This window comes from Gemella sp., from assembly GCF_057272915.1.
Genome location: NZ_DBHIUF010000001.1, coordinates 1 through 20,614 on the forward strand (window position 1 = coordinate 1; position 20,614 = coordinate 20,614).

At 29.3% G+C, this 20,614-nt stretch carries 20 protein-coding genes, 1 tRNA gene and 1 other annotated feature; of the genes, 14 read left to right on the top strand and 7 right to left on the bottom strand.

The genetic code is table 11. The annotated features are described in order from the left end of the window. Nucleotides 1–59: 59 nt before the first annotated feature. From ACO6OL_RS00005 to dnaA, 6 genes are all read right to left on the bottom strand, one after another. Nucleotides 60–133: transfer RNA gene (locus ACO6OL_RS00005), tRNA-Gly, on the bottom strand. 352 nt (nucleotides 134–485) lie between these two features. Next, complete coding sequence (locus ACO6OL_RS00010) at nucleotides 486–1,526, bottom strand: LacI family DNA-binding transcriptional regulator (protein WP_314160434.1); 1,041 nt, start codon at nucleotides 1,524–1,526, stop codon at nucleotides 486–488. Nucleotides 1,527–1,785: 259 nt separating this feature from the next. Further along, a complete protein-coding gene (locus tag ACO6OL_RS00015) occupies nucleotides 1,786–2,739 on the bottom strand; it encodes an L-lactate dehydrogenase (RefSeq protein WP_314160435.1) in 954 nt (317 codons plus the stop codon). A gap of 569 nt (nucleotides 2,740–3,308) precedes the next feature. Further along, nucleotides 3,309–4,499: an MFS transporter gene (locus tag ACO6OL_RS00020; RefSeq protein ID WP_485501702.1), complete on the bottom strand. Its 1,191-nt coding sequence runs from the start codon at nucleotides 4,497–4,499 to the stop codon at nucleotides 3,309–3,311. A 219-nt stretch (nucleotides 4,500–4,718) separates the two neighbouring features. Then, a complete protein-coding gene (gene dnaN, locus ACO6OL_RS00025; RefSeq protein ID WP_485501703.1) occupies nucleotides 4,719–5,858 on the bottom strand; it encodes a DNA polymerase III subunit beta in 1,140 nt (379 codons plus the stop codon). Nucleotides 5,859–6,015: 157 nt separating this feature from the next. Then, a complete protein-coding gene (gene dnaA / locus ACO6OL_RS00030) occupies nucleotides 6,016–7,500 on the bottom strand; it encodes a chromosomal replication initiator protein DnaA (protein ID WP_314160438.1) in 1,485 nt (494 codons plus the stop codon). A 678-nt stretch (nucleotides 7,501–8,178) separates the two neighbouring features. Between dnaA and rpmH the strand changes: the two genes are divergently transcribed. From rpmH to ACO6OL_RS00085, 11 genes are all read left to right on the top strand, one after another. After that, nucleotides 8,179–8,313, top strand: coding sequence for a 50S ribosomal protein L34 (gene rpmH, locus ACO6OL_RS00035; RefSeq protein WP_003144116.1), 135 nt, complete (start codon nucleotides 8,179–8,181; stop codon nucleotides 8,311–8,313). Between the two features lie 125 nt (nucleotides 8,314–8,438). Continuing rightward, nucleotides 8,439–8,783: a ribonuclease P protein component gene (rnpA, locus tag ACO6OL_RS00040; protein ID WP_314397492.1), complete on the top strand. Its 345-nt coding sequence runs from the start codon at nucleotides 8,439–8,441 to the stop codon at nucleotides 8,781–8,783. A 2-nt stretch (nucleotides 8,784–8,785) separates the two neighbouring features. Next, the gene (jag, locus tag ACO6OL_RS00045; protein WP_485501704.1) at nucleotides 8,786–9,661 is read left to right on the top strand and encodes an RNA-binding cell elongation regulator Jag/EloR; all 876 of its coding nucleotides are present in this window, start codon (nucleotides 8,786–8,788) and stop codon (nucleotides 9,659–9,661) included. 8 nt (nucleotides 9,662–9,669) lie between these two features. Continuing rightward, entirely contained in the window at nucleotides 9,670–10,044 is a 375-nt protein-coding gene (locus tag ACO6OL_RS00050) for a response regulator (RefSeq protein WP_485501705.1), read from the top strand. A 229-nt stretch (nucleotides 10,045–10,273) separates the two neighbouring features. Further along, nucleotides 10,274–10,537 carry a SemiSWEET family transporter gene (locus ACO6OL_RS00055; protein WP_060913362.1) on the top strand — a complete coding sequence of 88 codons (264 nt, stop codon included), beginning with the start codon at nucleotides 10,274–10,276 and terminating at the stop codon, nucleotides 10,535–10,537. 292 nt (nucleotides 10,538–10,829) lie between these two features. Further along, entirely contained in the window at nucleotides 10,830–12,212 is a 1,383-nt protein-coding gene (mnmE, locus tag ACO6OL_RS00060) for a tRNA uridine-5-carboxymethylaminomethyl(34) synthesis GTPase MnmE (protein WP_399535955.1), read from the top strand. Between the two features lie 245 nt (nucleotides 12,213–12,457). Next, a complete protein-coding gene (locus ACO6OL_RS00065; protein WP_314160441.1) occupies nucleotides 12,458–13,222 on the top strand; it encodes an exodeoxyribonuclease III in 765 nt (254 codons plus the stop codon). Nucleotides 13,223–13,400: 178 nt separating this feature from the next. Then, nucleotides 13,401–13,892 (top strand): hypothetical protein, encoded by a 492-nt coding sequence (locus ACO6OL_RS00070; protein WP_485501706.1) that lies wholly within the window; start codon nucleotides 13,401–13,403, stop codon nucleotides 13,890–13,892. Then, entirely contained in the window at nucleotides 13,892–14,404 is a 513-nt protein-coding gene (locus ACO6OL_RS00075) for a GNAT family N-acetyltransferase (RefSeq protein WP_485501707.1), read from the top strand. The genes ACO6OL_RS00070 and ACO6OL_RS00075 overlap by 1 nt, the downstream gene beginning before the upstream one ends. 82 nt (nucleotides 14,405–14,486) lie before the next feature. Continuing rightward, nucleotides 14,487–14,939, top strand: a complete 453-nt coding sequence (locus tag ACO6OL_RS00080) for a DUF3290 family protein (protein ID WP_485501708.1) — start codon at nucleotides 14,487–14,489, stop codon at nucleotides 14,937–14,939. Beyond that, nucleotides 14,939–15,571, top strand: coding sequence for a DUF421 domain-containing protein (locus ACO6OL_RS00085; protein WP_485501709.1), 633 nt, complete (start codon nucleotides 14,939–14,941; stop codon nucleotides 15,569–15,571). The genes ACO6OL_RS00080 and ACO6OL_RS00085 overlap by 1 nt, the downstream gene beginning before the upstream one ends. Nucleotides 15,572–15,713: 142 nt before the next feature. Here the strand turns inward: ACO6OL_RS00085 and ACO6OL_RS00090 are convergent, their stop codons facing one another. Then, a complete protein-coding gene (locus ACO6OL_RS00090; protein ID WP_314160446.1) occupies nucleotides 15,714–15,995 on the bottom strand; it encodes a GNAT family N-acetyltransferase in 282 nt (93 codons plus the stop codon). A gap of 672 nt (nucleotides 15,996–16,667) precedes the next feature. Further along, nucleotides 16,668–16,905 (top strand) — a binding site (T-box leader). Between the two features lie 77 nt (nucleotides 16,906–16,982). Here ACO6OL_RS00090 and ACO6OL_RS00095 point away from each other — a divergent pair. From ACO6OL_RS00095 to ACO6OL_RS00105, 3 genes are all read left to right on the top strand, one after another. Continuing rightward, nucleotides 16,983–18,260: an O-acetylhomoserine aminocarboxypropyltransferase/cysteine synthase family protein gene (locus ACO6OL_RS00095; protein WP_003144273.1), complete on the top strand. Its 1,278-nt coding sequence runs from the start codon at nucleotides 16,983–16,985 to the stop codon at nucleotides 18,258–18,260. A 347-nt stretch (nucleotides 18,261–18,607) separates the two neighbouring features. Then, a complete protein-coding gene (locus tag ACO6OL_RS00100) occupies nucleotides 18,608–19,276 on the top strand; it encodes a response regulator transcription factor (RefSeq protein ID WP_314092831.1) in 669 nt (222 codons plus the stop codon). Continuing rightward, on the top strand, nucleotides 19,276–20,262 hold the full coding sequence (locus ACO6OL_RS00105) for a sensor histidine kinase (protein WP_485501710.1): 987 nt from the start codon (nucleotides 19,276–19,278) through the stop codon (nucleotides 20,260–20,262). Before ACO6OL_RS00100 ends, ACO6OL_RS00105 begins: the two co-directional genes overlap by 1 nt. Nucleotides 20,263–20,614: the final 352 nt, after the last annotated feature.

Genomic DNA, 20,614 nt, shown 5'->3' on the forward strand with positions numbered 1-20,614 from the left:
CTGTCCTTTTTTGGAATTAACGTTGACTTAATTCGTTTAGTTTTCAATGTTCAAAATAATGGAGCGGGTGATGAGAATCGAACTCACAACATCAGTTTGGAAGACTGAGGTTTTACCACTAAACTACACCCGCATTATTAAATTTTTAATCTATTGTATTTCTTCAACACTTAAATTATTTTATCATTTTCAGAAGTCTTTGTCAAGAACTTTTTTTTATTTTTTTAAAAGTTTTCTTTAAAGTTTTTACTTCGTTTTTAAGACTTTATTATTTTAACATTATCAATTGCTTTTGTCAAGAGTTTTTTTAAAATAAACTTAACATTCATTTTTGATTAACGTTTGATTGTTCGTCTTCTCTATCAGAAGACTTTTATTATTCTATCATCAGTTATAGATTATGTCAATAGAAAATGAAAAAAAAGTTTAGAAAATTTCATTTCAGGTATTTCTAAACTTTTTCTTCTATAAAATATAGTTTTTTTTTATTTTGTTGTTTGTCTGTGAACTATTCTGTAAGGTAAATTCATTTCTTTTTCTTGAGCTTTCAGTTCTGCTAATTCTTCTTCATCAATTTCTTCACCTTTACGTTTTGCTTTTTCTATATCGATAATCTTAGTTAAGACACGCATAGAAACCGCACCTATATCAAAAATTGGTTGGAATACAGATGAAATTTTTGGTCTTGTCATATTAATTAGTTTTGTATTTTCTAATGAAAGAATTTGTAAATCTCCTGGAATACTCATTCCAAGATCTAATGCTTGTTGCATAGTTGCTAATGCAACTTCATCAAACATTGTAATTACTACTTCTGCTTCTATATTGCTCACAGCTTTGTATAACTTGTTACTTTCTTTATAAGTTCTATATCCATCTATTATATTTTGAGGTTTAAACTCAACTTTTTCAGAAGCTAGTGCATCTTTATATCCTTTAATTAATCTTTGAGTTTTTTGACTTTCGTATTTGTCTATAATTAATGATATATTTTTTACACCTTTTGATAAGAATTCTTTTGTTACATCATAAGCAGCTTTTTCATAATCAATATTAACTGAATAAAAGTCAGAATCTATACCTAGGTTACCTGCTAATACTACTGGAATTTGAATATCTTGTAAGTAATTTTTAGAACTATCTGATAGAGAATGTCCTAAATAGATAATCCCATCTACTTGTTTACTTACAAATGATGCAAATATATTTTTTTCAATTTCTTGATCATCACATGAATTTGCTAAGATAATATTGTATTTGTACATATTAGCTACAGATTCAATACCACTTACTATTTCTGCAGAAGATAAGTCTGCTATATCTGGTAATACTATACCGATTGTTGTTGTTTTTTTACTAGCAAGTCCTCTGGCAACAGCGTTAGGTGTATATCTTAATTTCTTAATAACCTCTTGGACACGTAGTCTTGTATCTTCTTTTACATTAGGGTTATTGTTAACAACCCTAGATACAGTTGCCATCGATACTTTTGCTTCTTTTGCTACGTCATATATCGTTATTGTCATAGTCTATCTCCTCTATTTTTTATTGTTTATTTATTTTGATAACTTTTAAAACCTTTTCATCCTTTTATATTGTAACAAATTTTTTAATATAAGTCTAGTACTTGAAAACAAAATTATTCATATTTTTTTATTTTCAAAAAACGTTTACTTATTTATAAATATAGTATTTCCTTTACTTAAGTTTTACAAAAAAAAGAAGAATTAAATTCTTCTTTAAATTAAAGATTTGAATCTAATTCTTCTATAATTTTTACTTTAATTAAGCTTCTAAAGCTGCGTATGCGTTGTCTAAAGTTTCTTTTAATACTTTAGCAGAGTGTAGCATTTTAGCTTTTTCATCTTCGTTTAATTCTAATTCAACAACTTCACGAACACCTTCGCGTCCTAAGATAGCTGGAGTTCCGATGTATAATCCGTCGATTCCGTAGTGTCCTTCACAGTATCCACTTACAGCTAATTCTACGTTTTCGTCACGTAAGATAGCTTTAACAATTGTGAATAAAGCAAGACCGATTGCGTAGTAAGTAGCGCGTTTACGGTTAATTACTTCGTATGCAGCACGCATAACTTTTTCTTCTACATCAGCGAAGTCTTCTTTAGTGAATTTAGAAGTTTCTAAGAATCTGTCGAATTGTTTTCCATAAACATTTACATTACTCCATGCAGCAAGTTGAGTGTCTCCGTGTTCCCCAATGATATATCCACGAACACTGCTTGGTGCTAAGTTTAATCTTTCTCCTAAGATGTAACGGAATCTTGAAGAGTCAAGAGTAGTTCCTGATCCAACGATTTTGTTTCTTGGGAATCCAGTGAATTTTTGTAAAGCGTTAGTTAATACGTCTACTGGGTTAGATGCGATAACGATTACTCCATCGAATCCTGAAGCTACGATTTGTTCTGACATATCTTTAACAACTTTCATGTTTTTGTCTACTAAGTCAAGACGAGTTTCACCTGGTTTTTGAGGAAGACCTCCAGCGATTACGATTACGTCTGCATCAGCACATTGCTCGTATCCACCTGAAGTTACTTTAATAGGTGGTACTAATGCTCCACCGTGATTAAGGTCCATCGCTTCACCTTCAGCTTTTTCAGCGAAGAAGTCGATTAATCCTAGTTCTTCACAAAGTCCGCTTGAATATAATTGATAAGCAAAGCTCATCCCTACCATTCCTGCTCCTATTAAAACAACTTTTCTATTTTTCGCTTTCATAAGAAAACCTCCATATAATTTATATATTTTTAGATATTTTTAAGTAATTATTTTTACTATTTTATTTTCTATGAGAATAGAATACTACAAGTATCCCTTTTATAGTATAAACATCTCATTTCCTTTAAAATTATATCATACTATTGGAAAAAAAGAAAGTGTTTTTATCCCTTTGAATTATACCTTCTTGTTATTAATCTAAACAAATTTCCATATATTTTTTACAATTTATTAAGTTATTTTTCATTAATATTTAAAACGTTTTCTTGTTGTAATCTTAATTTTTGCTTATACCAATATTATAAGATAATTTTTCAATTTTATTTTAATTTTTAAAAAATCACTGTTTTTTTATATTAAATTTCTTATTCTTGTACTATTATTTTTCTATAAACTGTACTTTGTATTAATTTCTATAATTATATGTAGTACTATTTGCTTATTTTTTCTGTATTATTTAATTTTTTATTCTTGTTTCTTTGAATTTTTTTGTAAATAATTTAAAAGAAAAAAAGAATAACTAACCTTTATTATTTTCTCAGAAATAGCTAGCTAGTTACTCTTTTTTATTATTTTTCTATTATATTTCCTTTAGAACTACAGTGAATTAACGTCACTAGTAATACTACTGAAGTCGCTATTAAAACATACAGAGCTTTATTCCAATCAGAGATATCTCTGATATATCCTAATAATGGTGGGAATATTGCCGCTAATAAGTATCCCCCTGATTGTGCTAATCCTGAGATATCAGCCGCTTCACTTTCATTTCTTGATTTAGCTGAGAATAGATACATAACATATGAGAATGATCCTCCTCCAGCTAACGCGAAGATAACTATAAATGTTAGCATTAATACGAAGTTCCCACTTGTCGAAAGCATTCCAACAAGTGACACGATATATCCAATAGTAATTACTGTAGGAATAATTAATTTATTATGTAATTTATCCGCTAAAATCGGTACTATAAAAGTAGATGGAAATTGAGCGAATTGACTAATTGATAATAATAGTCCTGCTGTCTCCGGTGAGAAATCTTTACTAATCATAATTTCAGCAAACCATGAAACACTGCAATAGAATAATGCAGATTGTAATCCCATACTCAACATAATCGTCCACATTTTAGAATATTTAAAGTATCCATGGACTTTTTCATGAGTATCTTCAACATCACTTACTACATTATTTTTAGACATAGCTGCGTAGATAAAGATATTGATAATTGCAATAACAATCCAAATATTAACCGCAAGTCCTGTTGAGAATTTCTCTCCACCTATATTTGTACTTAATAGTGGATAACTTACCCCAGCAGCAACCGCAGCCCCTACATTCATAACAACTGCATAAAAACCAGTCATAACTCCCAATTTTTCTGGATAATATTTCTTAACTAATCCTGGTAATAATACATTACCTACTGTTATTCCTACTCCTACGATAAATGTCGTAAGGAAGAATACATAAGTATTAATGTGAAATCTAAAACCTAAACCTACAGTTATAATAACTGCAGCTAATAATATCGTCTTTTCTAATCCTACTTTATTTGATAATTTCGCTACCATTGGACTGAATATTGCAAATGCAATTAATGGTATTGTTGTGATAAATCCTGCTACCGTATTATTTATATCTAATATAGCTTTTAATGGTCCAACGATTGCTCCTACTGCTGTAATAGGTGTTCTAAGGATAAGTCCTAAAAAGACAACACCTAATAAAATTAATATGCTACTTTTTTTCTTTGTCATTGTTCCTCCTAAATAAACTTTGAAAAGGGAGTAACTAAAAAATACTGATTTTATATAAATCATATTTACAAAGTCACCCCCGTATAATCATATAGATAACCTGCCATTTTTTATTTTTTTCAGTTTTTCTATAGATCATCACGTTTTTATTTTAATACTTAATCACGAGAATTGTTTTAAATTATTTCAATCCCGTTCCCAATTTCATATTTATTTTTATTAGTAAGTTCTTACTGGTAAAATTAATTCAATAATTTCTCTGTGGTAATCACTTGGTTGAATAATAAACGCTGTTAGCTCACCTGAGAACTTAACGATAATTTCTTCCGCAGCAACCGCAGATACCGCGTCTTTTAGATATTTCCCAGATACAGAAATTTCGAATTTTTCATCTTCTAATGTAGAAGAAACTTTTAATTCCTCTACAGCACTTCCTAAGTCTTTAGATTGAGAAGAAACTTCTAATAGATTATCAGTTACTACTAATTTAATAATATCATCTTTATCTTCTCTACTCATTAATGCAACCCTATCAACTGCACTAAAAAATTCTCGACTGTTCGCCACGAATGTACATTCAAAAACAGTAGGAATAAGTTTATTAGTATTTGGATAGTTTCCACTAATTAATAAAACTGTATAAACTACATTTTGGTAGTAAAGAACTATTCTATTGTTTTCATAGAAGATTTCTACTTGATCTTTTCCATTTTCAATCATTCTTTGGAAGTAAGTCAGCGCTTTTCTAGGAATAATTAAGTTAAACTCTTTATTACTATCTTCATCATTTAGAGTAACTTGTCTTCTACTTAGACGATATGAGTCAGTTGCAGTAGCTGTTAAGATTTTATTACTTAATGAGAAATTAACCCCCTCAAGAATAGGTCTTTGATCATTAGGAGCTGTACAAAATACTGTTTCTTTTATAATATCATTAAAAACATTAGCTTCTAATTTAAGACTATTTTCTTTAGAGATAACTGGAAATTCTGGATAATCATTTGCATCATATCCTTTTACGTTAAATTCACTTTTACCTGATTTAACTAAAATATTGTTACCAACTGTTTCTATCTCTATTAAATCTGTTGGTGCTTTTCTAATTATTTCTATAAAATTACGAGAAGGTAATACTACTTGTCCTTCTTTTTCTATAGTAATAACTTCTTTTTCATCTTCGTAACTATTTACAGAATATTCTACAGATACTAAAGAATCACTTGCTTTTAATATAAGTTTATCTTTTTCTAATTCTATTTTAATTCCTTTTAAAATTTCAAAAAGAGAATTAGGTGCAATAACTCTTGAGACATGATTTAAGCCATCAAGAAAATTTGATTTAGTTATAGTAAATTTCATGTTTTCTCCTTATATATAATATATATTTAATAAAATAATAATAATAAGGGCTGTAAAAACTGTGGAAAACTAAAGATAACTAAAAAATTATGAATTTTTCCTTGTTTATAACTTGTGGAAAAACACATTAATATCTTTAGTAGATTTTAACAGCTTCTTATATTTTTCCTAAACGTTCTTTTATAACTTCTATATCTTCAAAAATCTCAGGATTTTCGTCTTTGCTTAGTTTTGCTATCTTATTGAATGAATAAAGAATAGAAGTATGATCTTTATTAAAACAATCACCTATAGATGGGAATGATAATGTAGTAAGTTCTCTACATAAATAGATAGCTATATTTCTAACCTGTACAACTTCTTTTTTACGAGAAGATGAAAGAATATCATCAACCTTGATTTTATAGAAGTCTGCACAAACATTAATAATATTCTCAGGTGAAATATTTTTTCTAGGTGAAGTTTTCGCACTTTTTAGTATTTCCTCGGCAATACTAAGTGAAGGTTGTTCATGTTTAGAAGTTGCTGTGAACTTAATACGTTTAAGAACACCTTCAAGCTCTCTTATATTAGAAGATACATTACTAGAAATATAAGTAAGTGTCTCTTCATCCAGTTTAATATCGAACTGTTCACATTTGAATTTAATAATTGCCATACGTGTTTCGAAGTCAGGCGGCGTAATATCCGCAGTTATCCCTTGACTAAATCTAGTAACTAATCTATCTTCCAAATCATTAAGTTGAGATGGAGAGCGATCACTTATAAGGACGATTTGTTTTTGATTCATCTGAAGCTCGTTAAATGTATGGAAAAATGCGTTTTGTGTTTCGGTTTTGCCTGATAAGAATTGAATATCATCGATTAAAAGAGCATCAACGTCGCGGTATTTTCTTCTAAAGTCTTCATCTGCATTAGTATAGTTGTTTTTATCTTTCATCGGTTTAATAGAAGCAAGAAATTCATTTAAAAATTTCTCAGAAGAAATACATTCAATTTTAAAATCAGGGAAATTAGCTTCCATTTCATTACCAATAGCGTGAAGTAAGTGTGTTTTTCCTAGTCCAACACCTCCATAGATAAATAGAGGATTATAGATACCACCAGGAGAAACTGCAACGTTCCATGCTATATTATGTGTAAAAGCATTACCTTCCCCTACTACGAAATTTTCAAAAGTGTAGTTTTTATTAAGCGTAGGATTTTTTTTGCTTGCTGTAATATTTTTGTTAGGGACAGGATGTTTATAATCTTCTAGAGGAAAAGTTTGTTTCTGATAGAAATGCTGTGCTCCAGAAGGTTTATCACCTTGAAGAAAATTCTGTCTAATTAGATTTTCAGCTGCTGGTTTTTCTTCAACAACATGAGGTGTAATTAGAGGAATATCAGTATCAAGTGAAGTATATTCTATATTAAAATCAAAACCAGTATTTTTCTTTAGTATTTCTTTTAATTTTTGATCATAAGCACCTTGAATAAATTGAGAAATAAGAGCTTCTTTACTAGTAATAACTATTGATTTTTTCATAAAATCGACGTTATCTATAGAAGCACCAGAAAACCAAGTATCAAAAACATGAGGATCAACGGTACTTTTTAGCTCACGAAGAATAATTTCCCATAAGAAATTAGAATTACTCAATGAAATACCTCCTTAAAAAAATATATAAATAATTATAGCATAGATTGTTAATAAAATAAAACATTAGTTATTAACAAGTTGTTAACAGAAGTTATTAACTATGTGTAAAAAAGAAGAATAAAAAGCTGTTAATATGTTAAAAAGAAAAGAAATAAAATAAATAATAAACAAGATTTAAAAGTTTTTTAACATCTTTCAAGATAGATATAAATATACTTAAAGAGTTTTTCACACACAATTAACACCTGTGAATAACTTTTAAATGTGAAATTGTTAATAACTTTATAAATTTGTTAAAAACTAAAGAAAAAAGAAAATGTTTTCTAGATGTTAATATAGTTATTAACAAAGATATGTGGATAACTTATAATAAACTGTGGAAAACTATAAAGAAGTTATACTTAAATATTTTTTTATACTGAAAAACAAAAATTAACAGCTTATTTACAACATTATCTATTAGTACATGGAGTATTATTTTTATCTATAATGAAAGAAATAAGAATTTTAATCATAATTAGTGATAATATTTAGTTATATTTTATAGTATATTGACACTTGTCTAGATTTTTTTTAGAAAAAATGAGGTTTTTACTTGATAAATTATTTTAGATATGTTAAACTAATTCAGTTATTACATCTATCTAAGTAAAGAAAAGAAAACTCGAGGAGGACAAAATGAAACGTACGTATCAACCAAATAAAAGAAAACATTCAAAAGTACACGGATTTAGAGCTAGAATGAGCACTAAAAACGGAAGAAATGTATTAGCAAGACGTAGAGCTAAAGGAAGAAAAGTTCTTTCAGCTTAATGTTTGCTACAAGGGTATCACGAAAGTGGTACTCTTTTTTTATTAACTGGTCCTAAAAAATAAGAAAGATAGTTGTAAAAAGTTAAATAAACTGTTAAAATATTAGTGTTAAGAAAGGTTTTAAAATGAAAAAAGAATATAGAGTAAAAAGAAGTCAAGATTTTGATAATATTATTAGAAAAAAACAATCTTTTGCGAATAGACAGTTTGTTATTTATTATCAAAAAAATAATTTAGAACATATGCGTTTAGGTATTTCTGTTAGTAAAAAATTAGGAAAAGCTTTTGAACGTAACAAAATAAAGAGATATATACGAGAAACTTTTAAAACAAGAAAAGAATTTGTTAAAAACTATGATATAATAGTGATAGCAAGACCAAGTGCTAAAGATATGCCATTCTTAGAGTTTGGCAGTAGCATAGATCATGTTTTAAATAGATCAAAACTTATGAAAGCGAAGAGGAGTTAAAAATGGAAAAAGAATATTATTATGTTGGTGTTACTGTGGATGAGGCGATAAAAAAAGGGTTAAAAGACCTAGCTTTAACAGAAGATGCAGTAAAAATTGAAGTAATCGAAGGTGGGAGTGCAGGTATTTTCGGTTTATTTAAAAAAGAAGCAAAAGTAAAATTAGTTCCATTAGATGAAGATTATAATAAAGAGGATGCTGTTGAATTAGCTAAAGCAACTGAAGAAGTGGTTGTAGTTGAGAAAGTAGCAGAAAAAGAGCAAGAAGTTGAAGTTAAAATAACAGAACAAGAAGTTGTTGTAGAAAAAGTGGTTGAACAAGAAGTTCACGCAGAAGAAACAAAACCAGCAGTAGAAGAAACTGTTGAAGAAGTTGAACAAAATGAAGTACCGGTTAAAAAAGTTAAAAGAGAAGATTACATCGTAAAAAATAAAGATAGTATTGTAAATTATTTACAAAATATTGTTGTTGCTATGGGGTATCCTGATGCGACTGTAGATTTCAGAGAAGATGGAAATCGTCATTTTACTTTAAATATTAAAACAGATGAGAATACTAGTTTAATAATTGGTAAACGAGGAATCACTTTAAATAGTTTACAATTTTTAGTTAATAACTATGCTAAAAAATTCAGTGCACACTACTTCAGAATAGAAGTTGATTGTGATGATTATAGAGAAAATCGCAAGAAAACATTAGAAGAATTAGCGTTAAACTTAGCTAAAAAATCTAAAAAAATCGGAAAACCCGTTGAATTAGAACCGATGACAAGCATCGAAAGAAAAATTATTCACAATGCTTTAACAGGAATTAAAAATGTTGAAACAGAATCACGTGGTGAAGAGCCACATAGATATTTAGTTATTACAGCTAAATAGGAGGCCTAATGAAGTCAGTATTAATAGTTGATGATAGTTCATATTATAGAAGTCGTGGGGCAGAAATTGTGAGTCGTGCAGGATATAAGTGTCATTTTGCAGAAAATGGAGAGCAAGCTGTACGAATGTATAGAAGGATACAACCAGATTTCGTGACGATGGATATTTGTATGCCGATAATGGATGGTTTAGAGGCTACGAAGGAGATTTGTACGAATTTCCCTGGAGCGAAGGTGCTTATTTGTAGTAGCGTTGGTGAAGTACCAGTATATAAAAGACAGGCATTTGCTAATGGCGCATGTGGTGTACTGCCAAAAGAGTATGATTTAGATGACTTAGAATTCGCTATTTCAGAAATTGAACTTATGAATGAAGAGAATTAATATCTTATTAAAAACTTTTTAATAAAATAATAAAAAATGAGTAGTTTGGAGATTTATCCAAGCTACTTATTTTTTGTGGTTCTACAAAATTTAGGACTGATGAGAAGAGTCATGAGCTTAAAGCTCAGGAATCCTTTTTTTTTGCTAGTGTATAATATTTTGTGTTTAACATAATTATTGACAGTATCTTTTCTCTTCTGATATAATGAGACCTCAGGAGGTATATTATATGTCTAAACAAAAAATTAATCGCTTTGTCGGATCTATTGGAGCTTTTATTGGGATTCTTGTTTTTATTGCATATATTCCACAAATTATCGCTAACTTACAAGGAGAAAAAGCTCAACCATTCCAACCACTATTCGCAGCAGTTTCTTGTTTAATTTGGGTAATCTATGGTTGGACAAAAGAACCTAAAAAAGACTGGATCCTTATCATTCCCAATGCAGCGGGAGTGATATTAGGTGGTATAACTTTTATTACTTCTTTATAAAAATTATATAAACAAAACCAGAAACTTCATAAAAAAGTTGCTGGTTTTTTATGCTGATTGCAAGCATTCTATTTGTTTGAACGAACTAAACTCAACAATCTTAATCGGACTGATTTTTTCCATCAGTCCGATTTTTTGATGGGCCTTTTTTGTTCGCCCTCCCCTAACCCATTATTAAAAAAGTATATAAAATGTAGCTTGGTCGTATATAGAGAAAAATTTAAAGGAATAGTGTATAATAAATAAGATATGAATTTTTAATTAATATAAAGAGTTAGAAGGAGTTTGAATAATGAGTGAAACAATTTGCGCTATATCGACTGCCCTAGGAGAAGGAGCTATAGGTATTGTTAGACTTAGTGGTGATGAAGCATTTAGTATTGCTGAAAAAATAGTAAGACTACCAAAAGGTAAAACGGTAGCGAGTCTAGCTAGTCACACTATAAATTATGGTAATGTAGTTGATCCAGCTACAAATGAAAAAATTGAAGAAATTATGCTTGTAAAAATGGTAGGTCCGCGTACTTATACTACTGAAGATGTTATAGAAATTAACTGTCACGGTGGTATTGTAACGATTCAAAAAGTACTTGCACTTTGTTTAGAACATGGAGCAAGAATGGCTGAACCAGGAGAATTTACTAAACGTGCCTTTTTAAATGGACGTATAGATTTAACACAAGCAGAGGCTGTAATCGACTTTATTAAGAGTAAAACAGATGAAGCTAGTCAAATAGCTAACAACCAAATGCAAGGACGCTTATCGACGCTTATTAAACGTCTACGTGCTGAAATTTTAGATATACTAACAGTTGTTGAGGTAAATATCGATTATCCTGAATATGATGACTTAGAAATAGAAACGACAAAAACTATTCTTGAAAAATCAACAAGTATTAGAAATAGTTTAGAAAGTCTATTAGAAACATCAAAACAAGGGAAAATTATTAAAGAAGGTATAAATACTGCTATTATTGGACGACCTAACGTTGGAAAGAGCTCACTGTTAAATAACCTACTACAAGAAAATAAAGCTATCGTAACAGATATTGCAGGAACAACTCGTGACGTACTAGAAGAGTATGTGAACATTAAAGGAGTACCAATTAAATTAATAGATACGGCTGGTATTCGTGAAACAGATGATATCGTGGAGCAAATCGGGGTTAAACGAAGTAAAGAAGCTTTAGAAAAAGCTGATTTAGTATTATTCTTATTAAACAGTAGTGAAGAATTAACAGAAGATGATAAAGAATTATTAAAACTAACAGAAGGAAAAACAACTATCGTAATATTAAATAAACTAGATTTAGAGACGAAAATTGATATTGATGAAGTTGAAAAATTAGCGTACAACCACCCTATAATAAAAACATCTATGACAACATACAAAGGAATAGATGAGCTTGAGAAAAACATTAGAGATTTATTCTTCGGTGGAGCTGCTCGTCCAAAAGATGCGACGTACTTATCAAACACACGCCAAATCAATCTTATCCAACGTGCGTTAACAAGCTTAAATGATGCTATAGGAGCAGCAGAGATGGGGCTTGAAGTAGATATGGTACTTATAGACTATACGAATACATTCAACCTATTAGGAGAAGTTATTGGGGAAAACTCTGGTGATGAACTAATAAATGAATTATTCAGTAGATTCTGTTTAGGAAAATAAGCAGTATTATAAAAAAAGTGAATGAAATGCTTTGCGTGAGATATAAAAGAAAAGACGAAAGAAATTGTTTCGCGTGAAATATAAAAGAAAAGATGAAAGAAACTGTTTCGCGTGAAATATAAAAGAAAAATATAAAAGACATTGTTTTGTGCGAGATACAAAAGTAAAGCTGAAAGAAATGTTTCACATGAAACAAAGCTACAAGATAATAAAGATGTTTCACATAAAACAAAAAGGAGAACGAAATGAAATGTATAAGTTTTAATGTCAATGGTCTAAGAGCGATCGTTGGTAAAAATTTTGAAGAAGATTTTAAACAATTAGATGCTGATTTTTTCTGTTTACAAGAGACAAAAATGCAAGCAGGACAATTAGATTTACAATTCGAGGGGTATTATAGCTATTTTAACTATGCTGAGCGTAAGGGATACTCAGGAACAGCTATATACACTAAACACGAGCCGTTAAATGTAACATATGGAATAGGAATCGAAGAACATGATACTGAGGGTCGTGTAATTACTCTAGAATATGATAAATTCTTCTTTATTACAGTGTATACGCCGAATTCAGGTAGCGAGCTTAAGCGATTAGAGTACCGCATGAGTTGGGAAGAAGATTTTAAAAACTATTTATTAGAATTAAACAAAACAAAAGGTGTCGTTGTTTGTGGAGATTTAAATGTTGCACACACAGAAATAGATTTAAAAAATCCGAAATCAAACACGAAAAATGCAGGATTCACACCAGAAGAAAGAGAAAAATTCACGAAGTTATTAGATGCTGGCTTTATCGATACATTTAGATATTATAATCCAGACTTAACAGGTGCCTACTCTTGGTGGAGTTACCGTTTTAATGCACGTAAAAATAATGCAGGATGGAGAATTGACTACTTCTTAGTAAGTCGTGATTTAGAAGAGTATTTAGAGAGTGCTGCTATTCACAATGAAATATTCGGTAGTGATCATTGTCCTGTAGAGCTTGAATTAAAAGACAATTTATTGTAAAATATAATATGCGTTGTGGAAAAACCATGACGTATATTTTTAATTATTAGGCTTTAAAGCTTAAATAATTAAAGAAGAATCTTTAATATATTAAATAAAAATGAACGGAGGCGACTTAATTAGAATAAACTATATTGTTAAGTTGCATCCGTTATTAATTTTTAGAAAAGAGGTAATTATGGGACCAAAATTTTATATAGAAGATGTAAATGAGTGGGATTCAAAATATTCAATCGATTACATTAAATTCGATGAATTTGGAGTAATTGATATCGTGAGATTAACTGACGAAAGGGATTATTTAGTCCACGGAAATATAAAGTTACCGATTTTTAATACAGAAAGTGAGTATATAGATTACTTAGAAAAAGAAGATATAATAGATCCATTTTTGGCGAAGCAATTAAGGCTCTTAGTAGGTTATAAACCTGAAATGATAATATTAGATGAAGTTACTTTGAACAATGCATTATTTATAGGCGATCCTAGAGGTGAAAAAAGAGGTACAGGATTCAAAAATGCATTTCAACTTCTAATGGAAGCTACGTTACTATGGGAATTCGCAGCTTTAGAAGCACTTGAAAAAACTATGCAGGTTATAAGAACATTAATACGTGATAAAGAGCATAAAATAAACGATGGACCTATTAGAATAAAAAAGGTGAGCTAATGTTAAGAAAAACAAAATTAGAAGAATTAGAGCAAGTTATGAAGATAATAGAAGATGGTCGTATTTTTTTAAAAGAACAAGGTATAAATCAGTGGCAACATGGAGAACCTAGTAGAGAGATGATTATTAATGATATAAATGAAGGTATTTCTTATGTCTTTGAAAAATCGGGAGAAATAGTAGCAACAGCAATGATATCTTCTTTTGACGAAGATTATGAACGATACCCTACTATTTGGACTGCTAATAGCAGTTACTTAGCTATTCATCGTATTTCAACAGCGAGCGGTTTACGTAATCAGGGAATCGCTCGTGAATTCATGAAAGACATCTATCTTTTAGCTAAGTCTCAAAATATCAATTTTTTGAGAATAGATACTCATTTGAACAACAATATAATGAGAAAATTTTTAAGTAGCTTTGGATTCATAGAAAAAGAAATAATAAAACTAACTATGAAAAATAATTTAGATTATAAAGAAAGAATTGCATACGAATTAAAAGTGAAATAATAAAATAGTTTCATGTGAAATAATCATAAATTAAAAAATTCTGTGATGGTTTCACATGAAACAAAAATTCAGGAGGGAAACGATGAAATTTTATGCTTACGAATACTTACAAAGTAAAATAGAACAAAATAACATTGTAGGAATAGTTATTGTAGGTGTACTACTTTTAGTATTGCTTTTTAGTATAGCTAAATATTACAAAAATAAACAAGACACAAAATATAGAGAGTTGTCGATAATACTAGTACTAGGAACAATATTAGCGGTAACTATAGGTATAGGAAACTATCAAGATAAATCTATTTCTTCGAATCAATACAGAAGCTCAGTACAGTTTATCGAAAAAATAGCGGATCATTTAAATGTAGAAAAGACACGTATTTATATTAATAGTGAGGTATCTATAGAAAATTCATTCGTGAAAATCGATGATTCTTACTATAGAGTAATAAGTAGTGGAAAAAAAGATGATTACTTATTAGAGAAAATTGACTTAATAGATCCAGTAGTAGAAAAAGTGGAGGTAAATAAATAATGCAATTTTCATACATAGATATCGCAATAAAACTAGCGTTAGGATTAATATCACTAGTATTTGTAATAAATATATCAGGGAAAAGTAACTTGGCTCCATCTTCAGCGAGTGATCAAGTACAAAACTATGTGCTTGGTGGAATAATTGGTGGTGTAATTTATAATCCAGCAATTTCAATTTTACAATATATAAATATATTATTGATATGGGTTATCCTGGTACTTATACAGAAATGGTTAAAAACAAACAATTCATTTTTTAAGAAAATAGTAGACGGAGAACCAACAACTGTAGTGAAAAATGGTAGAATAGATGTAGAAGCTACTAGAATGAGTGGATTAACAGCCCATGATTTAGCATTTAAACTAAGAAGTCAAGGTGTTTACAGTATTCAAAAAGTTAAAAGAGCCGTGTTAGAACAAAATGGACAGTTAATTATAGTATTAGAAGGTGATGAAAATCCAAAATATCCGATAATAACAGACGGTAACATTCAAATTAATACACTAGAATCACTAGATAAAACAGAAGAATGGTTAAAAGCAACTTTATTAGAAATGGGATATGAAGATGCCTCTAAAATATTTTTAGCGGAATACGATAAAGGACAATTATATATTATAGAATATTAATATAATTTATTTTTTAAATAACTAACTTAAATTTTAATAAGATAATAACAAATCAACTAAATAAAAAAATAATAATATAGATTAATATAATAGAAAGTAAAAGCAGGAAATTGAAAAATCAATTTTCTGCTTTTTTTAAATATTATTTTTCGGCGTTAATAAAGTCGTAAGAAGAATCTTCTTGGAATTTTTTAACGACATAAGAACAAGCTGGTTTAATTTTTTTGTTTTGCTCAGCCATATCTTTAACAAGCGCATCTAATAGCTTACCTGCAACGCCTTGACCTCGAAGTGAAGGATCAACAAAAGTATGATCAGCGACAACTACGTTAGGATTATTAGTAGTAGCATAGGTAATTTCAGCTATAACTCTACCATTTTCATCATATTTAACGAAACCATCATTTGTTTTAGTAAATTCCATATAAACCTCCTGGGATAATCATATAGTGATATGAGTGTTAGTATTGCTATTATATCATAAAAATGATAGAAGGATGAAGATTTAGGTTGAGGAAAAAAAGGAGGGACAGAGATATAAAGTGTAGAAATATCTTTAAAAGTGTAATAAGAGAAATAAAATATGATTAATAGCAGTAATTTGTTAAAAGAAATGTGTAAGCTACTATCTTTTCTAAGGTCCACACCTACTCTTTTTGTTATATGTTTAATAAAAACTGATAGTTTTTTATTAGTATTCCATTGTTATTTGATATTAGATTGTCCATTTTTTCTTCGATACTTCTATTCCTTTTTTGCTAACTATTTCTATTAGTTTTCATTTTAGTAGTCTCTATTCTTTTTTATTAGTTGCTCCTGTTATTTATTACATTTTTTTCTTGATATTTTGCTTTGTTTTTTATCTCCTGTTTCCCTTTTTGCATTTTACAATTGAAAAAAATTACAAAATTACTATTCCTTAAATTAAAACAAATAATTCTACTGAATTTTTATTTATCGAATAATAAATAAATTAACATATTTTTATAAGATTTTTTGTTTAACATCTTTATAGAAGAAAAATAAAACGGTTTATTTTTTTGAAAAAAGTTGTTGACAAATATATAAAATGGGTGTACAATTAGTTTAATTTAATACACAAACGTTGAAAAGATAAGTAGATTAGTACGTAGCTAAAACAGAGAGTTACTGGGTGGTGTGAAGTAACATGGTGAAGATTAGTTGAAAATGGTCTTAGAGTTTTGTTTATCTAATAGGTAAACACGTGAGCTGCACGATATAGCACACAGTATAAACATGTACTGAATAAGGTACTAATCGCAAGGTTAGTATAAACTAGAGTGGTAACGCGAATTAAGATGATCGCCTCTATTGCAAACGCAATAGGGGTGTTTTTTTATTATCTAAAACACAGAACTTATCAAAACGTAGAAAAGAGGAAAAAATATTTATGACAAGAAAATTTAGTTTTGAAACATTACAATTACACGCAGGGCAAACAGTTGGAGATACAAAAGCAAGAGCTGTTCCTATTTATCAAACAACATCATTTGTTTTTGATGATACTCAAGATGCCGCTGATTCATTTGCTTTAAGAAAAGCTGGGAATATTTATACGCGTATTACCAATCCTACTACGGCAGTCTTTGAAGAAAGAATTAATGCTTTAGAAGGTGGAGTTGGGGCATTAGCTGTAGCTTCAGGAATGGCTGCAATTACATATGTATTCCTAACATTAGCTCATGCAGGAGATCACATCGTATCTTCTAAAAATGTATATGGTGGAACATATAACCTATTGAAACTTACTCTACCACGCTATGGTGTAGAGTCAACTTTTGTTGATCCAGATAACTTTGAAGAAATTGAGCAAGCAATTACTGATAAAACTAAAGCTCTATTTGTAGAAACATTAGGAAACCCATTAGCAAATGTTGCTGACTTAGAAAAATGGGCTGAGATTGCTCATAAACATAAAATTCCATTAGTAGTTGATAACACGTTTGCTAGTCCATACTTAATTAATGCATTTAGCCATGGTGTAGATATTATTATTCACTCTGCGACTAAATTCATTGGAGGACACGGTACATCAATCGGTGGTGTTATCGTAGATAGTGGTAAATTCGACTGGGAAGGTAGTGGAAAATTCCCACAATTAGTTGATGAAGATCCAAGTTACCACAACTTAAGTTATACAAGAGATGTAGGACCTGCTGCGTTCATTACAAATGTAAGAACACAGTTATTACGTGATACAGGGGCAGCATTATCACCATTTAACGCATTCTTATTATTACAAGGTTTAGAAACATTATCTTTACGAGTAGAACGTCATGTAGAAAATACTCAAAAAGTAATAGACTTCTTAGTAAAACATCCTAAAGTAGCATCAATCAACTACCCAGGATTAGAGGGAAACAAATATTATGAATTAGCTAAAAAATACCTACCTAAAGGTAGTGGATCAATCTTCTCATTTGATGTTGTTGGAGGAGAAGAAGCAGCTCGTAAAGTAATTGATAGTTTAGAAATTTTCTCAAACTTAGCGAATGTAGCTGACGCGAAAAGTTTAGCTATCCACCCAGCATCAACAACACATGGACAATTAAGTCCGGAGGAATTACAATATACAGGAATTACTCCACAGCAAGTTAGATTATCAATTGGATTAGAAAATGCAGATGATTTAATTGAAGATTTACGTTTAGCGTTAGAAAATATCTAAGAGAAAAGTTTCACAAGAAACATACAATTAAAATAATTAATATTTTATTAAAAATTGTGGATTAAGAAAGAATTTTTAACACCCTTGACAGCCATTTATTTTAATATTAATATACTTAAATAAAGATTATCTTAATCCACAATTTTCTCTTTTTGAATAGAGATTATTTAGAAGTATGAAATAGAAACAAAACAGTGTGGAAATTTCATAATACTACTTCTGAGTAATCTCTATTTTTTGTTGAAGACAGGAATTTTGAAGATAATATTAATTTTTTGTAGATATATATCAAATAAAATATGTTTATGATATAATTTTAGTAATAATAGTAGCTAAGGGGTGAACATATGTATAAAGTAATGATAGTAGAAGACGATGAGATAATTTCTAATTCTATAGCAGGATACTTACAAAAGTGGCAGTATGCTACACACGAAGTTGTAGATTTTCAAAATGTAGTTAAGGAATTTGTGGAACAATCCCCAGACTTAGTATTAATGGATATTAATCTCCCCTACTTTGATGGGTATTATTTCTGTGAGGAAATTAGGAAGTTGTCGAAAGTGCCTATAATTTTTATTTCATCTGCGAATGATGATATGAATATTGTTATGGCTATGAATATCGGTGCGGATGATTTTATAGAAAAACCATTTAAGTTAGTTGTCCTAAAGGCAAAAATAGAAGCATTACTACGTCGAGTGTATAATTTTAGTGGATCTTCGAATCTTGTAGTGTATAAGGATGTAATTTTTGATATGAGCCGTGATGAGGTAAAATATCAAGATAATCTCGTTGAACTAACAAAAAATGAAGGTAAAATTCTTACAGTATTATTAGAAAACAGAGAAAAAATAGTAACGAGAGAAGAAATAATTACCGCCTTGTGGCAAAGTGATAACTTTATAGATGAAAATACTTTGTCGGTTAATATAAACAGACTTCGTTCTAAGTTAAAAAGTATAGGAATAGATGAATTTATCACGACTAAAAAAGGTAAAGGATACATCGTCTAATGGAAATATTAAAAAGTTATTTAAAGAAAAACACAAAAGTCTATATTTTATTCGTAGTTTTTATTGCTATATTTTTTATTATGTTTTATTTATATAATTTACCACTAGAAGCTCTAGTTTATACAGGAAGTTTTTGCTTTTTAACAGCACTTATAGCTAGTTTTTCAGATTTTGTTAATTATAGAGAGAGTTATAAAAAATTAAAATTTCTAGAAAAAAACATTCTAAATGATCTTGAAGATTTACCGAAAAGCTTGGATGTCAGAATAGATTATTATCATAAAATTATAGAGAAATTATATGAAGAGTTAGAGAAATTAGCTCAGGAAAATCGACAAAAAAATACAGATATGGTTGATTACTATAGTATGTGGGTTCATCAGATAAAAACACCGATTGCGGCAATGAATTTTTTATTAGACAATGAAGAAGTAGATCAAAAAAATTTGCAGCAAGAATTGTTTAAAATAGAACGCTATGTTGAGATGGTTCTAACGTACATAAGATTAGATAGCACGTCATCAGATTACGTTATTACTAAGATTAATCTTGATGAAGTAGTGAAAGATAGTGTAAAAAAATATGCGACTATATTTATTAACAAAAAAATTAAATTAAACTATGTTTCACATGAAACAATGGTAATTAGTGATAAAAAATGGTTGAGCTTCGCCTTCGAACAAATACTAGGTAATAGTGTGAAGTATACTAGCACTGGTGGAGAAATTATAATAGAAACTTGTGAAAATAAACTAATTGTAGAAGATAACGGTATGGGTATTAAAGAAGAAGATTTACCTCGAATTTTCGAAAAAGGTTTTACAGGTTTTAATGGAAGATATGAAAAAAAATCTAGTGGTTTAGGTTTGTATTTATGTAAAAAAACTCTAGATAAGCTAGGGCATCATATTGAAATTTCTTCAAAAGTAGGTGAAGGAACTAGAGTAGAAATAACATTCCCAAAAGAAGATACTTTAAGGGATTAGATAAAAACAAATCAATAAGGGATCCTCTTGAGAGTTAGATTATGAATTTAACTTTTAAGGGGATTTTTTAATTTAACAAGTGAGACTGGATATAAATTGATAAACTCCCAAAGTAAGTTAGCTATAAACTCGACAAAATTTACTTGAGGGAATTGAACTAAAAGTCTTAAATTTTAAAAAAGTGTATATTATAAATCATAGACGCAGGGGGTTATTGATATCTAAATTCGCTTTATGAAAACTTTTAGATATCTAATAAATCACTAGAAGAAATAATTTGCTAAAATCACAAAAAGTAACTTGATGGAGCAACTTAAAAATCGAGATTTCGGAGAAATCAATTTTGTCAAGA

Excerpts from the sequence above, each read along its gene's own strand:
- ACO6OL_RS00010 (WP_314160434.1), bottom strand. The coding sequence starts at position 1,526 with ATGACAATAACGATATATGACGTAGCAAAAGAAGCAAAAGTATCGATG.
- ACO6OL_RS00015 (WP_314160435.1), bottom strand. The coding sequence starts at position 2,739 with ATGAAAGCGAAAAATAGAAAAGTTGTTTTAATAGGAGCAGGAATGGTA.
- ACO6OL_RS00020 (WP_485501702.1), bottom strand. The coding sequence starts at position 4,499 with ATGACAAAGAAAAAAAGTAGCATATTAATTTTATTAGGTGTTGTCTTT.
- dnaN (WP_485501703.1), bottom strand. The coding sequence starts at position 5,858 with ATGAAATTTACTATAACTAAATCAAATTTTCTTGATGGCTTAAATCAT.
- rpmH (WP_003144116.1), top strand. The coding sequence starts at position 8,179 with ATGAAACGTACGTATCAACCAAATAAAAGAAAACATTCAAAAGTACAC.
- rnpA (WP_314397492.1), top strand. The coding sequence starts at position 8,439 with ATGAAAAAAGAATATAGAGTAAAAAGAAGTCAAGATTTTGATAATATT.
- jag (WP_485501704.1), top strand. The coding sequence starts at position 8,786 with ATGGAAAAAGAATATTATTATGTTGGTGTTACTGTGGATGAGGCGATA.
- ACO6OL_RS00050 (WP_485501705.1), top strand. The coding sequence starts at position 9,670 with ATGAAGTCAGTATTAATAGTTGATGATAGTTCATATTATAGAAGTCGT.
- ACO6OL_RS00055 (WP_060913362.1), top strand. The coding sequence starts at position 10,274 with ATGTCTAAACAAAAAATTAATCGCTTTGTCGGATCTATTGGAGCTTTT.
- mnmE (WP_399535955.1), top strand. The coding sequence starts at position 10,830 with ATGAGTGAAACAATTTGCGCTATATCGACTGCCCTAGGAGAAGGAGCT.
- ACO6OL_RS00065 (WP_314160441.1), top strand. The coding sequence starts at position 12,458 with ATGAAATGTATAAGTTTTAATGTCAATGGTCTAAGAGCGATCGTTGGT.
- ACO6OL_RS00070 (WP_485501706.1), top strand. The coding sequence starts at position 13,401 with ATGGGACCAAAATTTTATATAGAAGATGTAAATGAGTGGGATTCAAAA.
- ACO6OL_RS00075 (WP_485501707.1), top strand. The coding sequence starts at position 13,892 with ATGTTAAGAAAAACAAAATTAGAAGAATTAGAGCAAGTTATGAAGATA.
- ACO6OL_RS00080 (WP_485501708.1), top strand. The coding sequence starts at position 14,487 with ATGAAATTTTATGCTTACGAATACTTACAAAGTAAAATAGAACAAAAT.
- ACO6OL_RS00085 (WP_485501709.1), top strand. The coding sequence starts at position 14,939 with ATGCAATTTTCATACATAGATATCGCAATAAAACTAGCGTTAGGATTA.
- ACO6OL_RS00090 (WP_314160446.1), bottom strand. The coding sequence starts at position 15,995 with ATGGAATTTACTAAAACAAATGATGGTTTCGTTAAATATGATGAAAAT.
- ACO6OL_RS00095 (WP_003144273.1), top strand. The coding sequence starts at position 16,983 with ATGACAAGAAAATTTAGTTTTGAAACATTACAATTACACGCAGGGCAA.
- ACO6OL_RS00100 (WP_314092831.1), top strand. The coding sequence starts at position 18,608 with ATGTATAAAGTAATGATAGTAGAAGACGATGAGATAATTTCTAATTCT.
- ACO6OL_RS00105 (WP_485501710.1), top strand. The coding sequence starts at position 19,276 with ATGGAAATATTAAAAAGTTATTTAAAGAAAAACACAAAAGTCTATATT.